The organism is Pseudomonas sp. Irchel 3H7 (assembly GCF_900187605.1).
Taxonomy (GTDB): Bacteria; Pseudomonadota; Gammaproteobacteria; order Pseudomonadales; family Pseudomonadaceae; genus Aquipseudomonas.
The window spans coordinates 354,790-374,900 of sequence record NZ_FYEA01000002.1 but is presented as its reverse complement, the minus strand read 5'-3'; the positions used below and the strand labels follow the sequence as shown (position 1 = coordinate 374,900).

General features: G+C 60.5%; 13 protein-coding genes. 9 read left to right on the top strand and 4 right to left on the bottom strand.

Going from position 1 to position 20,111, the window contains the following annotated elements; genetic code table 11:
- Position 1 precedes the first annotated feature (1 nt).
- From CKW38_RS05130 to CKW38_RS05100, 7 genes are all read left to right on the top strand, one after another.
- The gene (locus CKW38_RS05130; protein ID WP_095112055.1) at positions 2 to 1,582 is read left to right on the top strand and encodes a VWA domain-containing protein; all 1,581 of its coding nucleotides are present in this window, start codon (positions 2 to 4) and stop codon (positions 1,580 to 1,582) included.
- A complete protein-coding gene (locus tag CKW38_RS05125; protein ID WP_095112054.1) occupies positions 1,579 to 3,021 on the top strand; it encodes a BatD family protein in 1,443 nt (480 codons plus the stop codon). The genes CKW38_RS05130 and CKW38_RS05125 overlap by 4 nt, the downstream gene beginning before the upstream one ends.
- On the top strand, positions 3,018 to 4,040 hold the full coding sequence (locus CKW38_RS05120) for an HAD family phosphatase (RefSeq protein WP_095112053.1): 1,023 nt from the start codon (positions 3,018 to 3,020) through the stop codon (positions 4,038 to 4,040). The genes CKW38_RS05125 and CKW38_RS05120 overlap by 4 nt, the downstream gene beginning before the upstream one ends.
- A gap of 70 nt (positions 4,041 to 4,110) precedes the next feature.
- The gene (locus CKW38_RS05115) at positions 4,111 to 5,685 is read left to right on the top strand and encodes an arylsulfatase (protein WP_095112052.1); all 1,575 of its coding nucleotides are present in this window, start codon (positions 4,111 to 4,113) and stop codon (positions 5,683 to 5,685) included.
- A 132-nt stretch (positions 5,686 to 5,817) separates the two neighbouring features.
- Positions 5,818 to 8,322, top strand: coding sequence for a fused MFS/spermidine synthase (locus CKW38_RS05110; protein WP_095112051.1), 2,505 nt, complete (start codon positions 5,818 to 5,820; stop codon positions 8,320 to 8,322).
- Positions 8,323 to 8,422: 100 nt separating this feature from the next.
- Positions 8,423 to 10,051: a J domain-containing protein gene (locus CKW38_RS05105; protein ID WP_095112050.1), complete on the top strand. Its 1,629-nt coding sequence runs from the start codon at positions 8,423 to 8,425 to the stop codon at positions 10,049 to 10,051.
- Positions 10,048 to 11,043 (top strand): DUF3829 domain-containing protein, encoded by a 996-nt coding sequence (locus CKW38_RS05100; protein ID WP_095112049.1) that lies wholly within the window; start codon positions 10,048 to 10,050, stop codon positions 11,041 to 11,043. The genes CKW38_RS05105 and CKW38_RS05100 overlap by 4 nt, the downstream gene beginning before the upstream one ends.
- Before the next feature lie 48 nt (positions 11,044 to 11,091).
- Here the strand turns inward: CKW38_RS05100 and CKW38_RS05095 are convergent, their stop codons facing one another.
- The gene (locus tag CKW38_RS05095; RefSeq protein WP_038368954.1) at positions 11,092 to 11,766 is read right to left on the bottom strand and encodes a DUF3313 domain-containing protein; all 675 of its coding nucleotides are present in this window, start codon (positions 11,764 to 11,766) and stop codon (positions 11,092 to 11,094) included.
- Positions 11,767 to 11,978: 212 nt separating this feature from the next.
- Here CKW38_RS05095 and CKW38_RS05090 point away from each other — a divergent pair, with 212 nt between their 5' ends.
- Complete coding sequence (locus CKW38_RS05090) at positions 11,979 to 14,339, top strand: tetratricopeptide repeat protein (protein WP_095112048.1); 2,361 nt, start codon at positions 11,979 to 11,981, stop codon at positions 14,337 to 14,339.
- Positions 14,340 to 14,958: 619 nt separating this feature from the next.
- Here CKW38_RS05090 and CKW38_RS05085 read toward each other — a convergent pair.
- From CKW38_RS05085 to CKW38_RS05075, 3 genes are all read right to left on the bottom strand, one after another.
- Positions 14,959 to 15,933 (bottom strand): hypothetical protein, encoded by a 975-nt coding sequence (locus CKW38_RS05085; protein ID WP_007919007.1) that lies wholly within the window; start codon positions 15,931 to 15,933, stop codon positions 14,959 to 14,961.
- Between the two features lie 234 nt (positions 15,934 to 16,167).
- Positions 16,168 to 16,647 carry a DUF934 domain-containing protein gene (locus CKW38_RS05080; protein ID WP_095112047.1) on the bottom strand — a complete coding sequence of 160 codons (480 nt, stop codon included), beginning with the start codon at positions 16,645 to 16,647 and terminating at the stop codon, positions 16,168 to 16,170.
- Positions 16,644 to 18,317, bottom strand: coding sequence for a nitrite/sulfite reductase (locus tag CKW38_RS05075; RefSeq protein WP_095112046.1), 1,674 nt, complete (start codon positions 18,315 to 18,317; stop codon positions 16,644 to 16,646). The genes CKW38_RS05080 and CKW38_RS05075 overlap by 4 nt, the downstream gene beginning before the upstream one ends.
- Positions 18,318 to 18,669: 352 nt before the next feature.
- On the opposite strand from CKW38_RS05075, the gene ccoN reads away from it, so the two are divergent.
- Positions 18,670 to 20,097 (top strand): cytochrome-c oxidase, cbb3-type subunit I, encoded by a 1,428-nt coding sequence (ccoN, locus tag CKW38_RS05065; RefSeq protein WP_095112198.1) that lies wholly within the window; start codon positions 18,670 to 18,672, stop codon positions 20,095 to 20,097.
- The last annotated feature ends 14 nt before the right edge of the window (positions 20,098 to 20,111 follow it).

Sequence of the window (20,111 nt, the reverse complement as noted above, 5' to 3'; positions counted from 1 at the left end):
GATGGAGATCAACCTCAGCGACTTCCATTTCCTCCGCCCCCTATGGCTGCTGCTCGCACTGTTCGGTGCCGTGCTGCCGCTGCTCTGGCGGCGTGGTCGCGACCTGCAACGACGGCTGCGCGGCAATATCGCCGAGCACTTGTTGCCGCATCTGCTGGTGACTCCGCAGGACCATCAGCGCCTGCGCCCGGTGCACCTGCTGTGCGCACTGTTGATCCTCGGCGCCGTCGCCGCCGCCGGACCGACCTGGGAACAGGATCGGCCGGACTTCCTTGAAAATCGTGCGCCGCTGATTGTTGCCGTGGATCTGTCGCCATCGATGGACGCCAGCGATGTGCAGCCGAGCCGACTGGAAGCGGCGAAACACAAACTGCACGATCTGATACAGCGCCGCGCCGGCGCTCGCACCGCATTGATCGCCTACGCCGGCAGCGCCCATCTGGTGTTGCCGCCGACCGATGATCCGGCGCTGCTCGACACCTTCATTCAAGCCTTGGGCAGCGGATTGATCGACAAACCGGGCAAAGACGTCGGCGCGGTGATCGATCAGGCGAAACGCTTGCTCAATGCCGAAAAAACACCCGACAGCCTGCTGCTGATCACTGACGGCGCTGACACCGCAGAACTCGACGGCCTCGACAAGCGTGTGGGCGACAGTCCATTGCAAGTGCTGGTATTGGCCGTTGGCAGTGAGGACGGCGGCATCATCCATGATGCCAACGGCCAGCCGCGCACCGATGCCAACGGGCGCCCGGCACTGGGCCGTTTCGATCCGGCAGCAATCAAGCAACTGGCCTCCGCCCTCGATGCGCCACTGGGCAGCCTGAGCGTCAATGACGATGATCTGGACTGGATCGAGTTGCACGCGCAGCAGCATTTTCAGAGTGCCAGCGCCGAGCAGCGCGAATTGCACTGGAAAGACGCCGGTTACTGGCTGTGCTGGCCGTTGTTGCTGTTGGCGCTGTGCAATGTGCGCAAGGGCTGGAGCGTCAACTGGATGCCCGCGCTGGCACTGGCGATTGGCTTGGGCTGGCCAGCAGCACCGGCGCAGGCCAACGCCCTGACCGATGCGTTTTTCACCCGCGACCAGCAAGGTCGCTGGGCGTTCGAACATGAGCATTTGCCGCAGGCTGCCGCGCTGTTTGTCGACCCGTACTGGAAAGGTGTCGCGGCGTATCACGCGGCCGACTACGACTTGGCGCTGGCGACCTTCGCGCGGCTCGACACACCGCAGGCGTATTTCTATCTGGGCAATATTTACGTGCGCCGCTTCAAGTTCGATGAGGCCATCGCCGCGTATACCCAGGCCTTGAAGCTGCAACCGCAGTTCCCCGAAGCCACGGCCAATCTGGCGCTGGCGCAAGCGCTGCTCAAGGACACCGAAAGCGCCGAGAAAAACGCCCCGGAGACCAAGCCCGATGAGGTGAAATTCGACAAGGCGCCGGGTAAGGGTCAGAGCAAAAAGGTCGAGACCGAGCAGGCTGCGTCCGATGCTTTGTGGCTGCAGAACCTGACCACCTCGCCGGCGAAGTTTCTCAAGCAAAAGTTCAGCTTGCAGGATCAGCAGGGAGCCAGGCCATGAAGCGTCCAAACCCTGCTGGCCCTATCGCTGGCAAGCCAGCTCCCACAGGGAACTCCGGTGTTATCACCGATTTTGTGAACACCATAAAACCCTGTGGGAGCTGGCTTGCCAGCGATGGGGCCAGATTGATCACTACAAGAATCAGCTTCTGGTTCCTGGCCAGTCTGCTCAGCCTCAATGCTTTCGCCGCCGAACCCCAACTCAAAGTCCAGGCCCACCTGCAACCCGCCGAAGGCGCCATGGTTGGCGGTCTGGTCGAGCTGCAAATCGACGTCCTCACCGACACCTGGTTCACCAGCGCCGCCACCCTGCCCGACCTGAAGCTCGACGGCGCCCTGGTCATGCCGCCGGACGGTCAGGCGCAGCATCTCAATCAAACCATCGACGGTCAGGCCTTCAGCGGTTTGCGCTACAGCTACCTGATTACCCCGAACGTCGCGCGCAGCTTCGACATTCCGGCGCTGACCGTGCGCGCCACACCCGGTCAGGCCACGACAGAAATCAGTGCGCAGAGCCAACCGGTGCAGTTCAGCGCGGCCCAGCCGGCCGGCTTCAAACCCGGGGAAACACCGCTGGTGGCCAACGGTTTGCGTTTCACTCAGAGCATCACCCACTCGGCGACGCCGTTGAAAGTCGGCGACAGCATCACCCGCCAACTGACCCTGCAAGCGGACGGCGCACTGGCCATGGCCCTGCCGATTCCAATGCTCGGTGATGTTCCCGGTCTGAGCCGCTATGCGAAAACCCCGCAAGTCACCGCTCTGGACGACGGTCGCGGTGACATCCTCGGCGGTCAGCGCATCGACAGCGTCAGCTACCGCATCGACAAGGCCGGCTCGCACACGTTGCCGGCCATCGAGGTGAAATGGTGGGACGCCGGCACTCGCCAATCGCGCACCGCGCAAGTGCCGGCGGTGACGTTCGAAGCAGCAGCCGGCACGCCTTACAATGCGGTCTTTTCGATCAGCGAAGACCTCAAGCAACTCGGCCAGAATCGCCTGCACTTCTCTACACGCTGGCTGTGGTGGCTGACCCTGATCGTGGCGGTCGTCGGTGCCGCTTATCTGTTGCGTCCAGCGTTTAACCGCGCCCGGCAACAGTGGCAAGTACGCCGCCAGGCGCAACTACGGGCATGGCAGCAATCCCCTGACTTCGCCTGGCAGCAAGTCAACGCACAACTGCAAGCCCGCCCTCCTCAATTGAGCGCGCTGTACCTGTGGCTGCGCCGCAGTCGGCTGGGGCTGAAACTGGTCGATGCCGGCCCGCGCCTGCAAGGCCTGTTACGCGGGATTTACGGTCGTCAGCCAAGCACCGAGCAAACACTCGTTCAACTGCGCGAATCATTGACTACGCTTCACAGTCAGGCCGAACAGCAGCAGGCAAAACCGGCCTCGGCCCTGCGCCCGCTCAACCCCGTTCACGAGAAGGATTTCCCATGACGACTGCGCTACGGCAACGCCAACGTTTCGGACTCGCCCTGTTGTTTGGCCTCGCCCTGCCACTGCTGGCTCAGGCCAGCGAGCCGCTGCCGTCGTGGAATGACGGCCCGGCGAAGAAGAACATTATCGAATTCGTGCAGGCGGTGACCGACCAGACCAGCAAGGACTTCGTCAAACCGGCCGACCGTATCGCCGTGTTCGACAACGACGGCACGTTATGGAGCGAACAACCGGCCTATTTCGAATTGCTGTTTGCCTTCGATGAGGTCAAGCGCAACGCCGCGCAGCATCCGGAGTGGAAGACTACCCAGCCGTTCAAAGCCGTGCTGGAAAACGATCACAAGGCGCTGGCCGCTTCCGGCATGGAGGGCCTGCTGAAAATCGTCGGGGCGACCCACACCGGCATGACCACCGAAGCCTTCGATGACTACGCCAAAACCTGGCTCAGTCAGGCGCGCCATCCGAAAACCGGCAAACCGTACACCGAGATGATCTTCCAGCCGATGCTGGAAATGCTCGACTACCTGCGCAAACAGGACTTCAAGACCTACATCGTTTCCGGCGGCGACACCGGGTTCATGCGCGCCTTCGCCGAGAAGGTCTACGGCATCCCGCCGGAACAGGTGATCGGCACCACCTTCATCACGTCATTTCAGTACAAGGACGGCAAGGCCTCGATCGTGCGCACAGCGAAACTGGCGCACAACGACGACGGCCCCGGCAAACCGGAAAGCATTGATGCGGTGATCGGCAAACGGCCGATCCTCGCCTTCGGCAATTCCGACGGCGACCTGCAGATGCTGCAGTGGACGGCCGCAGGTCCCGGCAAGCGTTTCATGGGCTTGGTGCACCACACCGACGCCAAGCGCGAATGGGCCTATGACCGTCAATCCGATATCGGCCGGCTCGACAAAGCCCTCGATGAAGCAAATTCCCGTGGCTGGACCGTGGTCGACATGGCGTCGGAGTGGCGCCGGATCTACCCGTTCGAGCCTGCGGTCACCGGGCAGGTGCAATAAGAAAGCGTGATGCAGGACTGCAATAAACGTTAGTCGCAATAAACGACCCCCGCGAAAAGGAGCTAGTCATATGACTCGCATACGCAAGTGGCTACCGAAACTCGCCCTGGTGGCGACTTCGGTCATGGCGCTGTCGGCAACTGCCACAGCGGCTGAGAAACCCAACATTCTCGTAATCTTCGGCGATGACATCGGCCAGACCAATATCAGCGCCTATTCGATGGGGGTGGTGGGCTACAAGACCCCGAACATCGACCGCATCGCCAAAGAAGGCATGATGTTCACCGACTACTATGCGGAGAACAGCTGTACGGCTGGACGATCGTCGTTCATCACCGGGCAGACTCCATTGCGTACTGGCCTGTCGAAAGTGGGCATGCCTGGCGTGCCAGTCGGCTTGCAGCCCCGCGATATAACCATCGCCCAGGCATTGAAAGCACAAGGTTACGCAACGGGCCAGTTCGGTAAAAACCACCTCGGTGATAAAGACGAATATCTGCCGACTAACCATGGTTTCGACGAGTTCTTCGGCAACCTCTATCACCTCAATGCCGAAGAAGAACCGGAGCGTCCGTACTGGCCCAAGAATGATGCCGAGTTTGTCAAGGCAGCCTCTCCGCGTGGCGTGATCCACAGTTTTGCCGATGGCAAGATCGAGGACACCGGCGCGTTGACCAAAAAACGCATGGAGACCATCGACGACGAAACCACTGCCGCCGCTCAGGCGTTCATCGAGAAGCAATCGAAGGCGAACAAACCGTTCTTCGTCTGGATGAACACCACCCGCATGCACGCGTTCACCCACGTGCGTGAATCAATGCAGGGTCAAAGCGGCATGGTCGGCAACGAATATGCCGATGGCATGATCGAGCACGACGGCGACGTCGGCAAACTGCTCAAAACGCTCGATGACCTGAAGCTGACCGACAACACCATCGTGGTCTACACCACCGACAACGGCCCTAACCAATGGTCGTGGCCGGATGCGGCAACCACACCGTTCCGCAACGAGAAAAACTCCAACTGGGAGGGTGCGTATCGAGTGCCTGCAATGATTCGCTGGCCGGGTAAAGTCAAGGCGGGGGAAGTTTCGACGCAGCTGTTCTCGGGTCTGGACTGGTTCCCGACGCTGTTGGCGGCGGTCGGCGACACCGATATCAAGGATCGCCTGCTCAAAGGCGCCGACGTCGGCGGCAAGAACTTCAAGGTGCATCTGGACGGTTACAACCAGTTGGATTACCTGACGGGCAAAACCGACAAGAGCGCGCGCGAGGAGTTCTACTACTTCAACGATGACGGTGTGCTGGTCAGCATGCGTTTCAACGATTGGAAACTGGTCTTCTGTGAGCAGCGCGCTCCCGGTGGTCTGGAAGTGTGGAGCGAACCGTTCGTGTGCCTGCGTGTGCCGAAAATGTTCAACCTGCGCATGGACCCGTACGAACGGGCTGACATCGTGTCTGACCAATACTATGACTGGCTGACGAAAAACGACTATCTGATTTTCGACGGCACCCGCAGGGCTGCGAAGTTCCTGCAGACATTCGTCGACTATCCACCGAGTCAGCGTCCGGCGAGCTTCAGCATCGACCAGATTCGTGAGGACGTGGATCGTCGCATCGAAGAGAAAATGAAGAAAGCCCAGTAACACCGCTCGACTGCCGCTCGCCGTCACCGGCGGGCGGCCCTTTTTTTGACTTGGGACTGTGTTGGCTTCTTCGCGAGAAAGCTCGCGAAGGGGCCAGCACCGTCACAATCACTTTTGAATTAAGGCCTACGCATGTCCTCACGTATCGCCAGCAAGCCGTCGGCCATACCCGCCTCACATACCGCCGCTCCCGCGCTGCTGTTCCCCGCCCTGCTGCTGTGCATCTCCGGCGCAGCGGCGCTGGTCTATCAGGTGCTGTGGATCAAGCAACTGTCGCTGGTGGTCGGCGTCGAGGTGTATGCGATCACCACCGGTATCAGTGCGTTTTTCGCAGGACTGGCTCTTGGTGGCTGGCTGTTCGGGCGCTGGGCCGATCGCTTGCAGCAGCCGGTGTTGCTGTATGCCGGGCTGGAAGTGCTGGTGGCGATTCTCGGCGTCGGCGCGACCGTGGCCATGAGCCTGGCGGCCAGTCCGTTTGCCTGGCTGCAAGAGCATGTCGGCCTGATCGCGTGGATATTGCCGTTCGCATTGGTCGGCTTGCCGGCGGTGTTGATGGGCGGCACCCTGCCGGTGCTGGTGCGTTCGCTCGCCGCCGATCCGGGCAAGGCTGGCGGTCAGTTATATGCGGCCAACACCTTGGGGGCGGTTGTCGGCACCCTGCTCGCCGCGTTCGTGTTGATCGCCAGCCTTGGTGTGCGTGGCAGTGCCTTGTTCGCGGCGATGCTCAATCTGCTGGCAGCCATCGGTGCGTTATGGCTGGCCCGGCAGCATCCGGCGCCCCTGACCACCACCGTCAAACACCACGCGGAAAAAGCCCCGGATCGAACCGCGCTGTGGCTGTACTCCATCGCCGGTGGCGTGGCGCTCGGTTATGAAGTGGTCTGGTCGCAATCGATCGTGCAGTTCATGAGCACCCGCACCTACGCGTTTGCCGTGGTGTTGGCGACTTATCTGACCGGGCTGTTTATCGGCAGCGCCCTGCTCGCCCGGCGGGTCGAGCGCATTCGTGATCCGTGGGGCGTGTTCGGCTTGCTGATTGCCGGCGCCGGCCTGATCGCGTTGCTGGAAATCGCCGTGCTCGGGCGCTGGCTGGTGATCGCGCAAAGTCAGGCGGAAATGTGGCTGTTGAGTCTGGGCGCCAGTGAACTCGCCGGCATGAGTGCACGCTTCGCGGTGGCAGCGTTGAGCATTGTCTTTGTACCGACGCTGCTGCTTGGCGCGGCGTTTCCGCTGGCACTGCGTTTGAGTGTCGGCCATGAACGCGTAGGTCGGGATGTGGGTGCCGTGGTCGCTTTCAATACCCTCGGCGGGATCGTCGGGGTGATGCTCTGCGGCTTCCTGTTGATCCCGCTGCTGGGGCTGGTGCGCACCTTGGGCCTGCTGGCGATTATCGCCGCCGGCATCGGCTATTTTGCCGTACGCAGAGGTCATCACGTGAAGAAAGGCCGGCGTCAGGCCGTGGTTGCCCTCGGTCTGGTCTCGGTTGCATTTGCCGTGTTTACCCCGGTCGACAAACTCGCCAGCCTGCTGCCCGGTGCGCGCAACGGCAGCCTGTCGTTCTATGAAGAAGGACGGGGCGGCACCGTCGCCGTGGTTGCTCAAGGTCGCGGCGATAACACCTTCCATCGCTTGTATATTCAAGGCGTATCGAACACCGGTGATGCCATGCCCTCACTGCGCTACATGCGTGTGCAAGCCTTGCTGCCGCTGCTGATTCACAACGGTGAGCCGCGTTCGACGCTGGTGATCGGTTTCGGCACCGGCATCACCGCTGGCGCCCTGCTGCGCTACCCGAGGCTGGAACATCGGGTGGTTGCCGAGTTGCTGCCGTCAGTGGTCAAAGCCGCGCCGTTGTTCAAGGGCAACTTCAACGCCGCCAGCGATCCCGGCGTCGATGTGCGTCTGCGCGACGGGCGCCAGGAACTGCTGCGCAGCGCACAAACCTATGACCTGATCACCCTCGAACCGCCACCGCCCTCTGCGGCCGGCGTGGTCAATCTGTATTCGCGGGATTTCTATCAGTTGGCGGCGAGTCGCCTGGAGGACAAAGGCATCGTCGCGCAGTGGCTGCCGTTGCCGACGCAGAACATCGACGACTCGCGTTCGCTGGTGCGCAGCTTCCTTGATGTGTTCCCGTATGCCTCGCTGTGGACCAGCGAATTCCACGAGATGCTGCTGGTCGGTTCGCTGCAGCCGATGGAAATGGACGTCGCAAAAATTACCGCGCGTTTCCAGCAGGACAGCGTGCGTAGCACCTTGCAGGATGTCGGTATCGGCTCGGCCGCTGCCCTGCTCGCGACCTGGGTCACCGATCGCGCCGGGCTTGAACGCTTTGCTGCCGATGCGCCTGCGGTGACCGACGATCAGCCGAGGATCGAATATGCGCCATGGGTGCGCAGCAAGGAGATCACGCGCGTGTTGCCGGCACTGTTGGACCTGTATCAGGCGCCGTCACTGGTGAATGCCGATGCCGGTTTCAATGAACGTATGGAAAGCCATCGTCAGCGCCTGATGCAGTTCTATCGCGCCAGCCTGCATGCCTATGACGGCGACCGCGATGCCTGGGCACGGGATATCGGCGAGGTGATGCGCGGCGATGGCGGCAACCCGTATTTCCGCTGGTTCGTCGGCAAATGAATGGTGGCTGAGGACTTTTCGACGCGAAACAGGTAGGGTGCGCGCAATCAAAGTGCCACCACTGGACCGCGTCGAAGGTTTTCATGGAGTTGTACACGCAATGAGTTGCTGGACCGTCCTTGGCCTTACCGCCGACGCCGATACGCGCAGTATCAAACGCCAATACGCCGCCCTGCTCAAACAGACCCGCCCGGACGAAGACGCCGAGGGCTTTCAGCGCCTGCGTGACGCCTATGAGCAAGCCCTGAATTACAAGGAATGGGCGCAGGTCCACGAAGACAACGAAGCGCCGGACGACAGCTGGGATTTGACCGGCCTGACCGTGGTCGAAGTCGATGCCTTGCAACAGGCGACGCGCTCGCTGCACGGCACCAGCCTTGCGCAGTTGCAACAGCGCCATGCCCTCGCCGTTGAGCAGGGTTGTGCGCATATTCTCGAAGAAACCCTGCTGCAGCATTGCATCGAGCACCCTGACACGTCGGCGCCGATGGTCGATTGGGCGGTGCAGACCTATCACTGGTTCAGTGCCTGGCAGCGGCTTGAGCTGGATGAAGAGTCGATCGAACTGTTGCTCGATCAGCAGCGTGATCGCATGACTCGACCATTGCGTGATGCCCTCGAACGCGAAGACGGCGAAGCCTTTTTGCAGGCCTACGCACAGTGCGCGCAATACCTTTGGCTCGACGCTGAAGTGCACCGGCAGTGGTTCAACCTGTACCTGAGTCGATTGCTGCTGGACAGCGAATACTGGTCCTCCGCTATTTTCGAACAGGTGTGCGTTGGCCAGGGCTGGCACTCCGGCCCGGCCAATCTTTGCCCGAAAGATGAATGGAAGCGGCTGACCGCTCGCTACGAGGCACCGCGGTTTATCGCGCAGCAACGTCAACTCGCCGAAGAGCCGCCCGCCACCGCCGAACACCGCGCCGCCCGCCTGTTGCTCGGCAGCGGCCCGTTCAGCCAGCGCCGCGCATTGGCCCGGCGCCTGCGTGAGAAAGATTGGGAGCATTGCCGACACTTGAGTTCGGCGCTGTACGCCAATCATCCGAAGGTCTGCGCAGCGTTGCCCGGTGGCACCGCGTTCTTCTGGCGCGACTGGGAACTGAAACGCGGTGAATGGCCGACCTACGTTGGCGTGGTGCTGGCCTGTCTGATCGGTGCGTTTAGCCATTTCATCCCGCTGGGGCTGCGCGTCACCGGACTGATCAATATCGTCATGACCTCAACGATCGTGTTTGGCGTGATCGCTGCGGGCATCAACTGGCTGACTCACGAACTGGCGCACACCCATTGGCTGCTGGACGACCGCCTCAGCGCGCGGTTGTGGCCAGGGTTCGCCAAGGACGCTGCGCCGTTCGGCGTACTGCGTGACCTGATTCCATGCGCATTGATGGTGGCCGGGCTCACTTGGTTTTTCGGCCCCATCGCTGGCGTCGTCTACGCCGCCACACTGGCCTGCGTGGGTTTGATCCGTCGCCGTCAGGTCAAGCCACACACGTCCTGGGAAAAGACCAACCTGCCGGTGAAAATCGGCCTGTCGCTACTCGGGGTTGTCGCCCTGGTGCTGGTGCTGGGCGTGTTCAAAGTGGCCGCCAGCCAAGGCACGGTCAATCGCAATCAGGGCCTGCAACCCTGGGCCGAGCGCTTGTGCAGTCGGCTGCCGGCGAGTTCGTTCGACTGTGGCGCGCCCGCCACCCGTGAACAGTGGTATCCGGCGGAGGCACGACCATGACCTCAAGACTCATGTTTGTCAGCGGCGTAGTGGTCGTTCTGGTGGTGATGGGGCTGTCGAGCGCGACCCGGCCGTTCCTGAAGCTCGATCTGTGGCTTGATCAGCGCGAATCCCCCGTGACCGCGCAGGCCAACGCGTTGAGCCCGATCATCGCCTGCGTCAACCGCGTCGATGTGCACTGGCGCAACGCCTACGACAAAAACGAACATCAGCGGCCAACCAGTGATGCATACGGAAAGTATATTTCCGAGCCACAGGATTTCGATAACAGCGATGCGTTCACTGTGCGTGACATCCAGGAGGATACCTGCCTGCGGGATATCAACGAAAAGCTTGAGCTGCTGGCCTACCAGCCAGCGCTGTCGCAGAAAGTCCGTGACTACGCGCAAGCATTGAAGTGGGCATCGGTGATTTCTCCACCGACTCGACTCGATAAAAGTGCGAGCTTCTTTGTCGTCCCGTTCAACCAGACACCGCAGCTGCTTGCGCAAATTCAGACCGCCAGCAATGCCTATATCAGCGCATCGACTGCCTTGAGAGAAGAACTGCTGCCACTGGACGTCGCGCAGCGCCTCGCACAGCTCAAGCTTCTTGAAGCACGCGTAGGCAAGGAGATCCACTGGTCGCTGCTGGCGTACATGATTCAGGCCCGGGAGACACTGGAATTGCTGGAAGACGGGATGAAACACCGCACCCTGACCGCGCAAGCCGTGGCCGACACCAGCGCCGATCTGCAACAGGCATGGAATCGCGGTGGGCCTTTTATCGGTCCGCGCGAGCCTGGTTTCCGTAATAAAGACGATGATGCGCGCGAGCTGTGGCGCCACATCCGTGAGCCTGCGCAGCACTATCTCGACGCACTGAACACCCTGCACAAGGACTGGCAAAACCACGCCGAACCGCAACGTTTGAGCGACGATTACTACGCCGTCACCCGTGGCTACGACGCCCTGCTCAGCCACTACAACCGTCAGGCACGCGCCAATTTCTGAGGAGTTGCACCGGCCGGAGAACCCTCGCGGGACTCCGGCCGGGTGCGCTTATTTTGCTGCCTTGAGCTTCAGATACGACTGACGCATGTCCGAGGCCCAGCCATCGATCACCGGTTTGACGTCATTCGCCGTCATCGCCTGTGAGTCATTTTCCAACGGCTTGCCGGTGCCTTTGCGCACCACTTGCGCGACGACCTTGTTATTCGCGCCATCGAGGAACACCGCTTCGGTGGCCAGGGTAGTTTCCTGATCGCGAATACCGCTGGCGGTGCTGACCGCAGCGGCGACCAGAGCAATCGGAATCACCTCATAGGCGTGCAGGCCTTCAGTCTTGCTGCTCACGGCGGTGATCGCCGCACGCACCACAATCACGCCCGGGCCAGGACCGGTTGCCAACGGCAGGTCTTTGCCGATTTCACGCTTGAGTGCCTGATCGTAGTAGGAAGTGATGCCATTGAGGGTTTGCTGGGAGATCTTCGCGGTCGGTTGCGGTTTCGGGTACAGCTGGGTCGGCTCGATATACACACTGGTGAATTTCTTGATGTCGACCTTCGGATCGATCCAGCGCATGACCTCGGCACCGGACGGCGATTTGGCCTCCTTGAGCTGGCTGTAGTCTTTGAGGAAGCCGGAGTACTCTTTCGGGTCGACGGTTTTGCTGGAACAACCCACCACTGCGAGAGTGGCAAAACACAGAGTGCCCATCATCACTGCTAGCTTCATGCTGTAACTCCTGTCAGAAGGCCGAAAACTTTGCCTGGGGGAGTTACAGGTATAGCTAAAACCTCAGTAATTGCGATTGCAAAGCACAAAATTCACACAAACCTGCGCGACGGATCACAAGGGTCATTTGACAGACGCCGATGATCCGGCAAAGCTGCATCGAGCTTGAACGCACGCCAGACGGCAAATGCACCTGGACTACGGAAGTCGCAATGCCCAAGCATAAAAATAAAACCGCACAACCTGACCCTGATTCGACGCAACCTTCCATTTCAAAATACCTGTTCCCGATCACCATCGCTGTACTGCTCGCCGCCGTCGCGGGCATCGGCTGGTTTCTCTTCAGCCCTGCTCCGGCGCCGTTGAAACCCGCGCCGATCAGCGCCCCCGTCGCCCCGGCTGCCAAGCCACAACCAGTTGTGGCGAGCAAACCGGCGACGATGGTCGATGAACAACAATGCCAGGGCTGCCACAGCGAACAGGTCAAGGACTGGCAAGGTTCACATCACCAATTGGCGATGCAGCCGGCGAACGCTGAGACGATGCTCGGCGACTTCAACAACGTCACCTTCAAAGGCGAAAACGAGACCACGCGTTTCTCGCGCAAGGGCGATGAATTCTGGGTCAATACGCCCGGCATCGACGGCAAAAACGGCGACTTCAAAGTCGCCTACACCTTCGGCATCGCGCCGCTGCAGCAATACCTGATCGAAGTCGGCGAAGGTCGTTTGCAGGCGCTCGGCGTGGCCTGGGATACCGAGAAACATCGCTGGTTTCATCTCTATGCCGGCCAAGGCGTCAACTTCAAGAATCCGCTGCATTGGAGCAAGCCGAGCCAGAATGCCAACTTCATGTGCGTCGAGTGCCACACCACCGGCTTCAAGCGCAATTTTGATGCGGCCAGCAACACCTTCAACAGTCAGTGGAACAGCCTCGGTGTCGGTTGCCAGGCTTGTCACGGTCCGGCCTCGAATCACCTGGAGTGGACGCAGAAAAAAACCGACCTGATTCATCAGGGGTTTGACGTCGACCTCAAGGACAAGAACGCCACCGTCGAGATCGAAACCTGCGCCCGCTGCCATGCACGTCGAGCGCCGTTGGGCGATGGCTACACCGTCGGCAAGCGGCTGATGGACGACTACCTGCCGAGCACCCTCACCCGCGAACTGTATGCGCTGGACGGCAAGATCAAGGATGAGGTGTTCGAACATGGCTCGTTCCTGCAAAGCAAAATGTTCGATAAGGGTGTGCGTTGCAGCAACTGCCACAACCCGCACAGCAACGAGCTGAAGGCACCGGGCAACGCGGTGTGCCTGCAATGCCATAACACCGCTGGCAAGACTTCAATCGAAGGTGTCGACGGCAAAGGCCTGCAAGCGAAGAACTACGATTCCATCGAGCATACGCGCCACACCATGGGCCAGCCCGGTTCGCAGTGCGTCGATTGTCACATGCCCGGCAAGTTCTACATGGGCAATGACTTCAGGCATGACCACAGCTTCAGCATTCCCAACCCGGAACGGGCGCAGAAGCTCGGCACACCGGACGCCTGCCTGACCTGCCATCAAGGCAAGGCTGGCGACAAGGTCACCGCGCAGTTCAAGTTGTGGAGCGCCTCTGCCGCGCCGCTGGCACCGCGTTATGACGAAAGCTTGTGGTTGATCCGCAACGGCCAGCCGGGCGCCGCGGATGCGCTATATGAGCAGTTGCAGCGCAGCAATTTGCCAGCGATTCAACGGGCGACGTTGCTCGCTGAATTGCCGCTGTACCCGAGCGAACAGGCACTGAAACTGGCCACCCAGGACTTGAAGAATCCGGCGCCGCAAGTACGTGAAAGCGCTGCGCGAGCGATCAGTGCATTCCTGCCGCCAGCGGAGCGTGCGCCATTGTTGTCGCCGCTTCTGGGTGATCCAGTGAAAGCCGTGCGCATTGTGGCTGCGCGGGATCTGTTGAGTGTTGCGCGCAACAATGGTCTTGGCGCTGCGCAAGCCAATTGGGAGGCTGCGATTGCCGAGTACGAAGCGGTGCAGAAAAGCCTGCTGGAACGTGCCGAGGCCAATCTGAATCTGGCGATGCTGTATCAGGCCAATGGCCGTGGTTCGGAAGTTGAAGGTCTGCTGCGCTCGGCACTCAAACGCGATCCGGATTTCTACCCGGCACTGGTGACGCTGGTGCAATGGCTGGAAGCCAATGGCCGTGGCCAGGAGGCGCAGACGCTGTTGGATGACAGCCTCAAGCAGCATCCGGACGCCGCACTGTTGCAGCACACCCGTGGCTTGTCGCTGATCCGCGCCGGCAAGACCACCGAAGCCATGTCACCGCTGAAAAAAGCTGCGCAACTGGAGCCGCAGAACGCGCAGTACGGTTATGTGCTGGCGGTGGCGCTGCATGAAAGCGGCAAGGTCGATGAGGCGTGCGCGGTGCTGGAAGGTTTGCTCAAGGTACAACCGGCGAACCGCAACGCGCGGTTGTCGCTGATTCAGTGGTATCTCGACAGCGGGCAGGAGCCGAAGGCGCAGGTGCTGTTGCAGGGGTGGAAGAGGATGAATATGGGGGATCCGGCGCTTAAGTGATTGGCTGGAGATTGGCTTCCCTCACCCTAGCCCTCTCCCAGAGGGAGAGGGGACCGACCGGGGGAGATTCAAGAATTCCGCCGACTTGAACGATTGGCTTTGAATCCATAATCGACTCGGTCTTTCACGTCGGTGGAGGACGACAGACACCCCGGTCAGTCCCCTCTCCCAGAGGTAGATGGAGGGGACCGATTGGGGGAGATTCAAGAGATGCACCGACGTGACCGATTGGCTTTGAATCCATAATCGACTCGGTCTTTCACGTCGGTGGAGGACGACAGACACCCCGGTCAGTCCCCTCTCCCAGAGGTAGATGGAGGGGACCGATTGGGGGAGATTCAAGAGATGCACCGACGTGACCGATTCGCTTTGAATCCATAATCGACTCGGTCTGTCACGTCGGTGTCGCTCGCCAGACAACTCGGTCAGTCCCCTCTCCCAGAGGTAGATGGAGGGGACCGATTGGGGGAGATTCAAGAGATGCACCGACGTGACCGATTCGCTTTGAATCCATAATCGACTCGGTCTGTCACGTCGGTGTCGCTCGCCAGACAACTCGGTCAGTCCCCTCTCCCTCTGGGAGAGGGTTAGGGTGAGGGGCTTTTCAGGGTTCACGCCATTACCAGGACGACGTCTCACCACTGCGCAATGCCATCTCGCGCCGGCTGTTGATGTGCATCGCCTTGATCAGCGACACCGTGCCCACCAGCAAAATCGCCGCGCCCAACAGGAAGTCGATGTTGTAGAGCTGGAAGTCCTGCACCGGCCCGATCAGCAACACCCTCACGATCGCCGCGCCCAACAGCGTGGCGAGGAAGTCGATCCCCGGCTCGTTACGGTAGAACACCAGCAGCAACGGCAGGCACAACACCAACAGCAGCAACAACACGACAACCTTGAACGAACCTTTGCGCTCGACGCTGAACGCGCATTCGTGCGGGCCGTAAGCCTTGTAATCGTTGTCGCGGATCATCGAGTTGTTCTCGTTGATATAGTCGACGCGGTTGTATTTTTGAATCGGTGTGAAGGTATTGGACATCTCCATCAGCGTGGTGATGTTCTTGAAGCGCAGGTCGATGCGCTCGCTGCCCTTGAGGTAATAAAGCACCGGTTTGTAGCCGTAGCGGTAGGTGTCGAACGGGAATTCGGTGACCTGACCCTGTACGCCGATCGGGCGCGGTTCAAGTTCGGCGTAGGCGCTTTTGTTGGTGGCCGACAGGTTGCGGCTCAGCGGCTGCACCTTGACCTGTTCAAGGAAGATCGGCGTGACGCCGTAGGACCACTGCAACGGTTCCAGACGCAAACGCAGTTCGTTGCGGCTGAGGTCGTAACGGTTGAAGGTGCGTTCCGAAACCACAAGGGAGCCACTGAGCATGAACTCGCCGCGCAGGTTGTTGGTGACGCGCAAGGTCAGTTGGTCCTTGCCCAGCAACGCCGCTTCGGTGGACGGTGGCGTGCCGCACCACGCGGTGCTTTCGCCGACACCGCCGAGCTGACCGCTGCGGTTTTCCTTGAATACGTAAAAGTAACTGGCCCACAGCGTCACCATTAAAAGCAACGCTGTGAGGCCGAGGATTTTTTTGCCCGGACTCACTGATCAGACTCCCTTCTTCGGTTCCATCGTCCAGCCGAAAACCCGCTGGCGACGGCGACTCTACCAAAAGGCCAGCATCGACCCAAGGAAAAATCCCCGATTGACCAAGGTTGTAAGGGTTTCCCCGGTGTTAAAAGCCAGATCAAAAGATCGTCCGAACGCGGCCCGAACCTGCGGCAGCTCCTACACGGGATCAAATGTAGGAGCTGCCGAAGGCTGCGATCTTTTCAACCGTCAACGCCGACGGAAAAGCGGGCGCGGCTCGATCACCGAACGCCCATACAACACGCTCATGCCGGCCAAGCCTTTCAACGCATCCTCGGCAGATTTGTCCTCACGCACCGCAAAACTGTCGAACCCGCACTGGCGCATATGGCTCAGTTGATCACGCAACACATCGCCAATCGCGCGCAACTCCCCTGCCCAACCGAAACGACTGCGCAGCAGATACGCCTGGCTGTAAGCACGGCCATCGCGAAAACTCGGAAAGTCCAGCGCGATCAGCGGCAACGAGGCCAGCCACGGCACCAGGCTTTCAACCTCATCGTCCGGGCCCAGCCACACCGCGTGGGTCGACGGCGACTCCAGCCAGTGCGCCAGCGGCAACATCAGCAAACCTGCCGGCCTTGGCGTCGATGGCTCACGCACCAGCGTCCATGGGTCATCCGTGACTATTCGCGCCACGCCCTGCTCCAGCCGCAACAGATTGTTCATACCGCGGCCTCCAGCGTTTTCGGATAGACCCGCTCCTTGAACGGCTCCAGGCCAATCCTTGCCACGGTGTCGACAAACAATTCCTCGTGCTCGCGATAGCGCACAAACGTGCCGATGATGCGCTCGATCACCTGCGGCACTTCAGCGGCGCTGAACGACGGGCCGATGACTTTGCCCAATGCGCTGTTTTTGCCTTGCGCGCCGCCGAGGGTGATCTGATACCACTCGCTGCCGTTCTTATCGACGCCGAGGATGCCGATATTGCCGATGTGGTGATGGCCGCAGGCGTTCATGCAGCCGGAGATGTTCAGGCTGATATCGCCCAGATCATGCAGGTAATCGAGGTTGTCGAAGCGTGCCTGAATCGCCTGGGCAATCGGGATCGATTTGGCGTTGGCCAAGGCACAGAAATCGCCGCCGGGGCAGGCAATAATGTCGGTCAGCAGGCCGACGTTGGCGCTGCCCAGATCGTGTTTGCACGCCAGTTGCCAAAGCGCATAGAGATCGGTTTTCGGTACATCGGGCAGGACGATGTTCTGCTCGTGGGCAATACGAATCTCGCCGAAACCGAAACGCTGCGACCAGTCAGCGACTGCGAGCATCTGCACGCCGGTGACATCCCCCGGCGGCGAGGCCATGCCCGGTTTGGTCGACAGCACGACGCTGGTGTAACCCGGCACTTTGTGCGGCTGCACATTGCGCGCGACCCAACGAGCGAACGCCGGGCTTTCGGCCAGGCGCGTGCCGAAGTCCAGATCGGTGTCGGCCAAGGTGTGATAAACCGGCGGCACGAAGGCGCTGGCGACCCGTTGGTATTCGGCCTCGGTCAGTTGCGCCGGGCCGTCCTTGAGGTGTTGCCATTCCTCTTCGACTTCCTTGGCGAACGCCTCGATGCCCAGCGCCTTGACCAGAATCTTGATCCGCGCCTTGTACTTGTTGTCGCGCCGGCCGTGGCGGTTGTACACCCGCAGCACAGCTTCGACGTAGGACAGCAAATGCTGCCACGGCAAGCCTTCGCGGATCTGCAAACCGAGAATCGGTGTGCGACCCAGGCCACCACCGACGATCACTCGCAGGAGCATCTGCCCGTCGCGACCGGGGTAAAGGTACAGACCGATGTCGTGCATCATGATTGCGGCGCGATCCTGTTTGGCCGAGCAGATGGCGATCTTGAATTTGCGCGGCAGAAACAGGAATTCCGGGTTGATCGTCGACCACTGCCGCAGGATCTCGGCCAACGGGCGCGGGTCGATCAGTTCGTCAGCCGCGACCCCGGCGAAAGCCTCGGTGGTGATGTTGCGCACGCAGTTGCCGGACGTCTGGATCGCATGCATGTTGACCTGCGCCAGACGTTCGAGAATATCCGGCACGTCGCTCAGTTCGATCCAGTTGAACTGCATGTTCTGCCGCGTGGTGAAGTGGCCGTAACCGCGATCGTAGTCGCTGGCGATGCTCGCCAGCGTGCGCATCTGCTCGGCGCTCAACGTGCCGTAGGGAATCGCCACGCGCAGCATGTAGGCGTGCTTTTGCATGTACAGGCCGTTTTGCAGGCGCAGCGGCAAAAACTCCTCTTCGCTCAGTTCCCCGGCCATGAAGCGCTCGACCTGATCGCGAAACTGCGCAACGCGCTCGAACACCAGCGCCCGGTCGTAATCATCGTATTGATACATGCAACTGCCACCTCATCAGGATTGATCACGGATCAAAACTGTGGGAGCGAGCTTGCTCGCGAATGCGGTGTGTCAGGCAACGAATAGGTTGTCTGACATACCGCATTCGCGAGCAAGCTCGCTCCCACAGGATTTTCCCAGACTATGGCCGAACAGCGCAGCACGTTACAGATTCACCTGAAGCGATAAAAACCATATCAGGGCGCGGCAGAACGCCGCAGTCAGCCCTTCAATCTGATCCGCACAAATCAAAGATTCCTGAGCCTGTTTTGTTTCTGGCGGGGTTTCTACAGTGCAGCTCATGCCAGACCGGGTGGCCTGGCAAGACTTTGCAACCGTGGATGAACTGACCATGAGCACAGCAACAATCGGACAGGCTTATAACTACAAGGTCGTCCGCCAATTCGTCATTGCCACAATTTTCTGGGGCGTGGTGGGCATGGCGATGGGGGTTTTGATCGCCTCGCAACTGGTGTGGCCAGAGATGAATCTGGATCTGCCGTGGACCACCTTCGGCCGTCTAAGACCGCTGCACACCAGCCTGGTGATTTTCGGTTTCGCCGGCAGCGCGCAATTTGCCGCCAGTTACTACGCAGTGCAACGTACCTGCCAGGTGCGGCTGTACTCGGACACCCTTGCCGCGTTCACTTTCTGGGGCTGGCAATCGGTGATCGTGATCATGCTGATCACCCTGCCAATGGGCTACACCACCACCAAGGAATACGCCGAGATCGAATTCTCCGGCGCGGTGTGGATGGCCGTGGTCTGGGTCGCCTACGCCGTGGTGTTTTTCACTACCGTGGTGAAGCGCAAGACCAAGCACATCTACGTCGGCAACTGGTTTTTCGGCGCGTTCATTCTGGTGATCGCCATGCTGCATGTGGTCAATCACCTGTCGATTCCGGTGGACTGGTTCAAGTCCTATCCGGTGTATTCCGGCGCCACCGACGCCATGGTGCAGTGGTGGTACGGGCACAACGCGGTGGGTTTCTTCCTGACCACCGGGTTCCTCGGGATGATGTATTACTTCGTGCCGAAACAGGTCAATCGCCCGGTGTATTCGTATCGCTTGTCGATCGTGCATTTCTGGGCGCTGATCACCCTGTACATCTGGGCCGGCCCGCACCATCTGCACTACACAGCGCTGCCGGACTGGGCGCAGTCGCTGGGCATGGCCATGTCGCTGATCCTGCTGGCGCCGAGCTGGGGCGGGATGATCAACGGCATGATGACCTTGTCCGGCGCCTGGCATAAGTTGCGCACCGACCCGATCCTGCGCTTCCTCGTGCTGTCGCTGGCGTTCTACGGCATGTCGACATTTGAGGGGCCAATGATGGCGATCAAAACCGTCAACGCCCTCTCCCACTACACCGACTGGACCATCGGCCACGTGCACGCCGGCGCCTTGGGCTGGGTGGCGATGATCACCTTCGGCGCGACCTATCACATGGTGCCGAAAGTCTTCGGTCGCGAGCAGATGTACAGCACGCCGCTGATCAACCTGCACTTTTGGCTGGCGACGATTGGCACGGTGTTGTACATCGCTTCGATGTGGGTCAACGGTATCACCCAGGGCCTGATGTGGCGGGCGATCAACGAGGACGGCACACTGACCTATTCGTTCGTCGAGGCGCTGCAGGCCAGTCATCCGGGGTTCATCGTGCGTTTCGCCGGAGGGGTGTTCTTCCTCACCGGGATGTTGCTGATGGCTTACAACGTGTGGCGCACGGTGCGGGTTGCCGACGTTGCACTGGCGCGCAGTGAAGCGCAGATCGCCTGAGGCAGGGAGCCGCT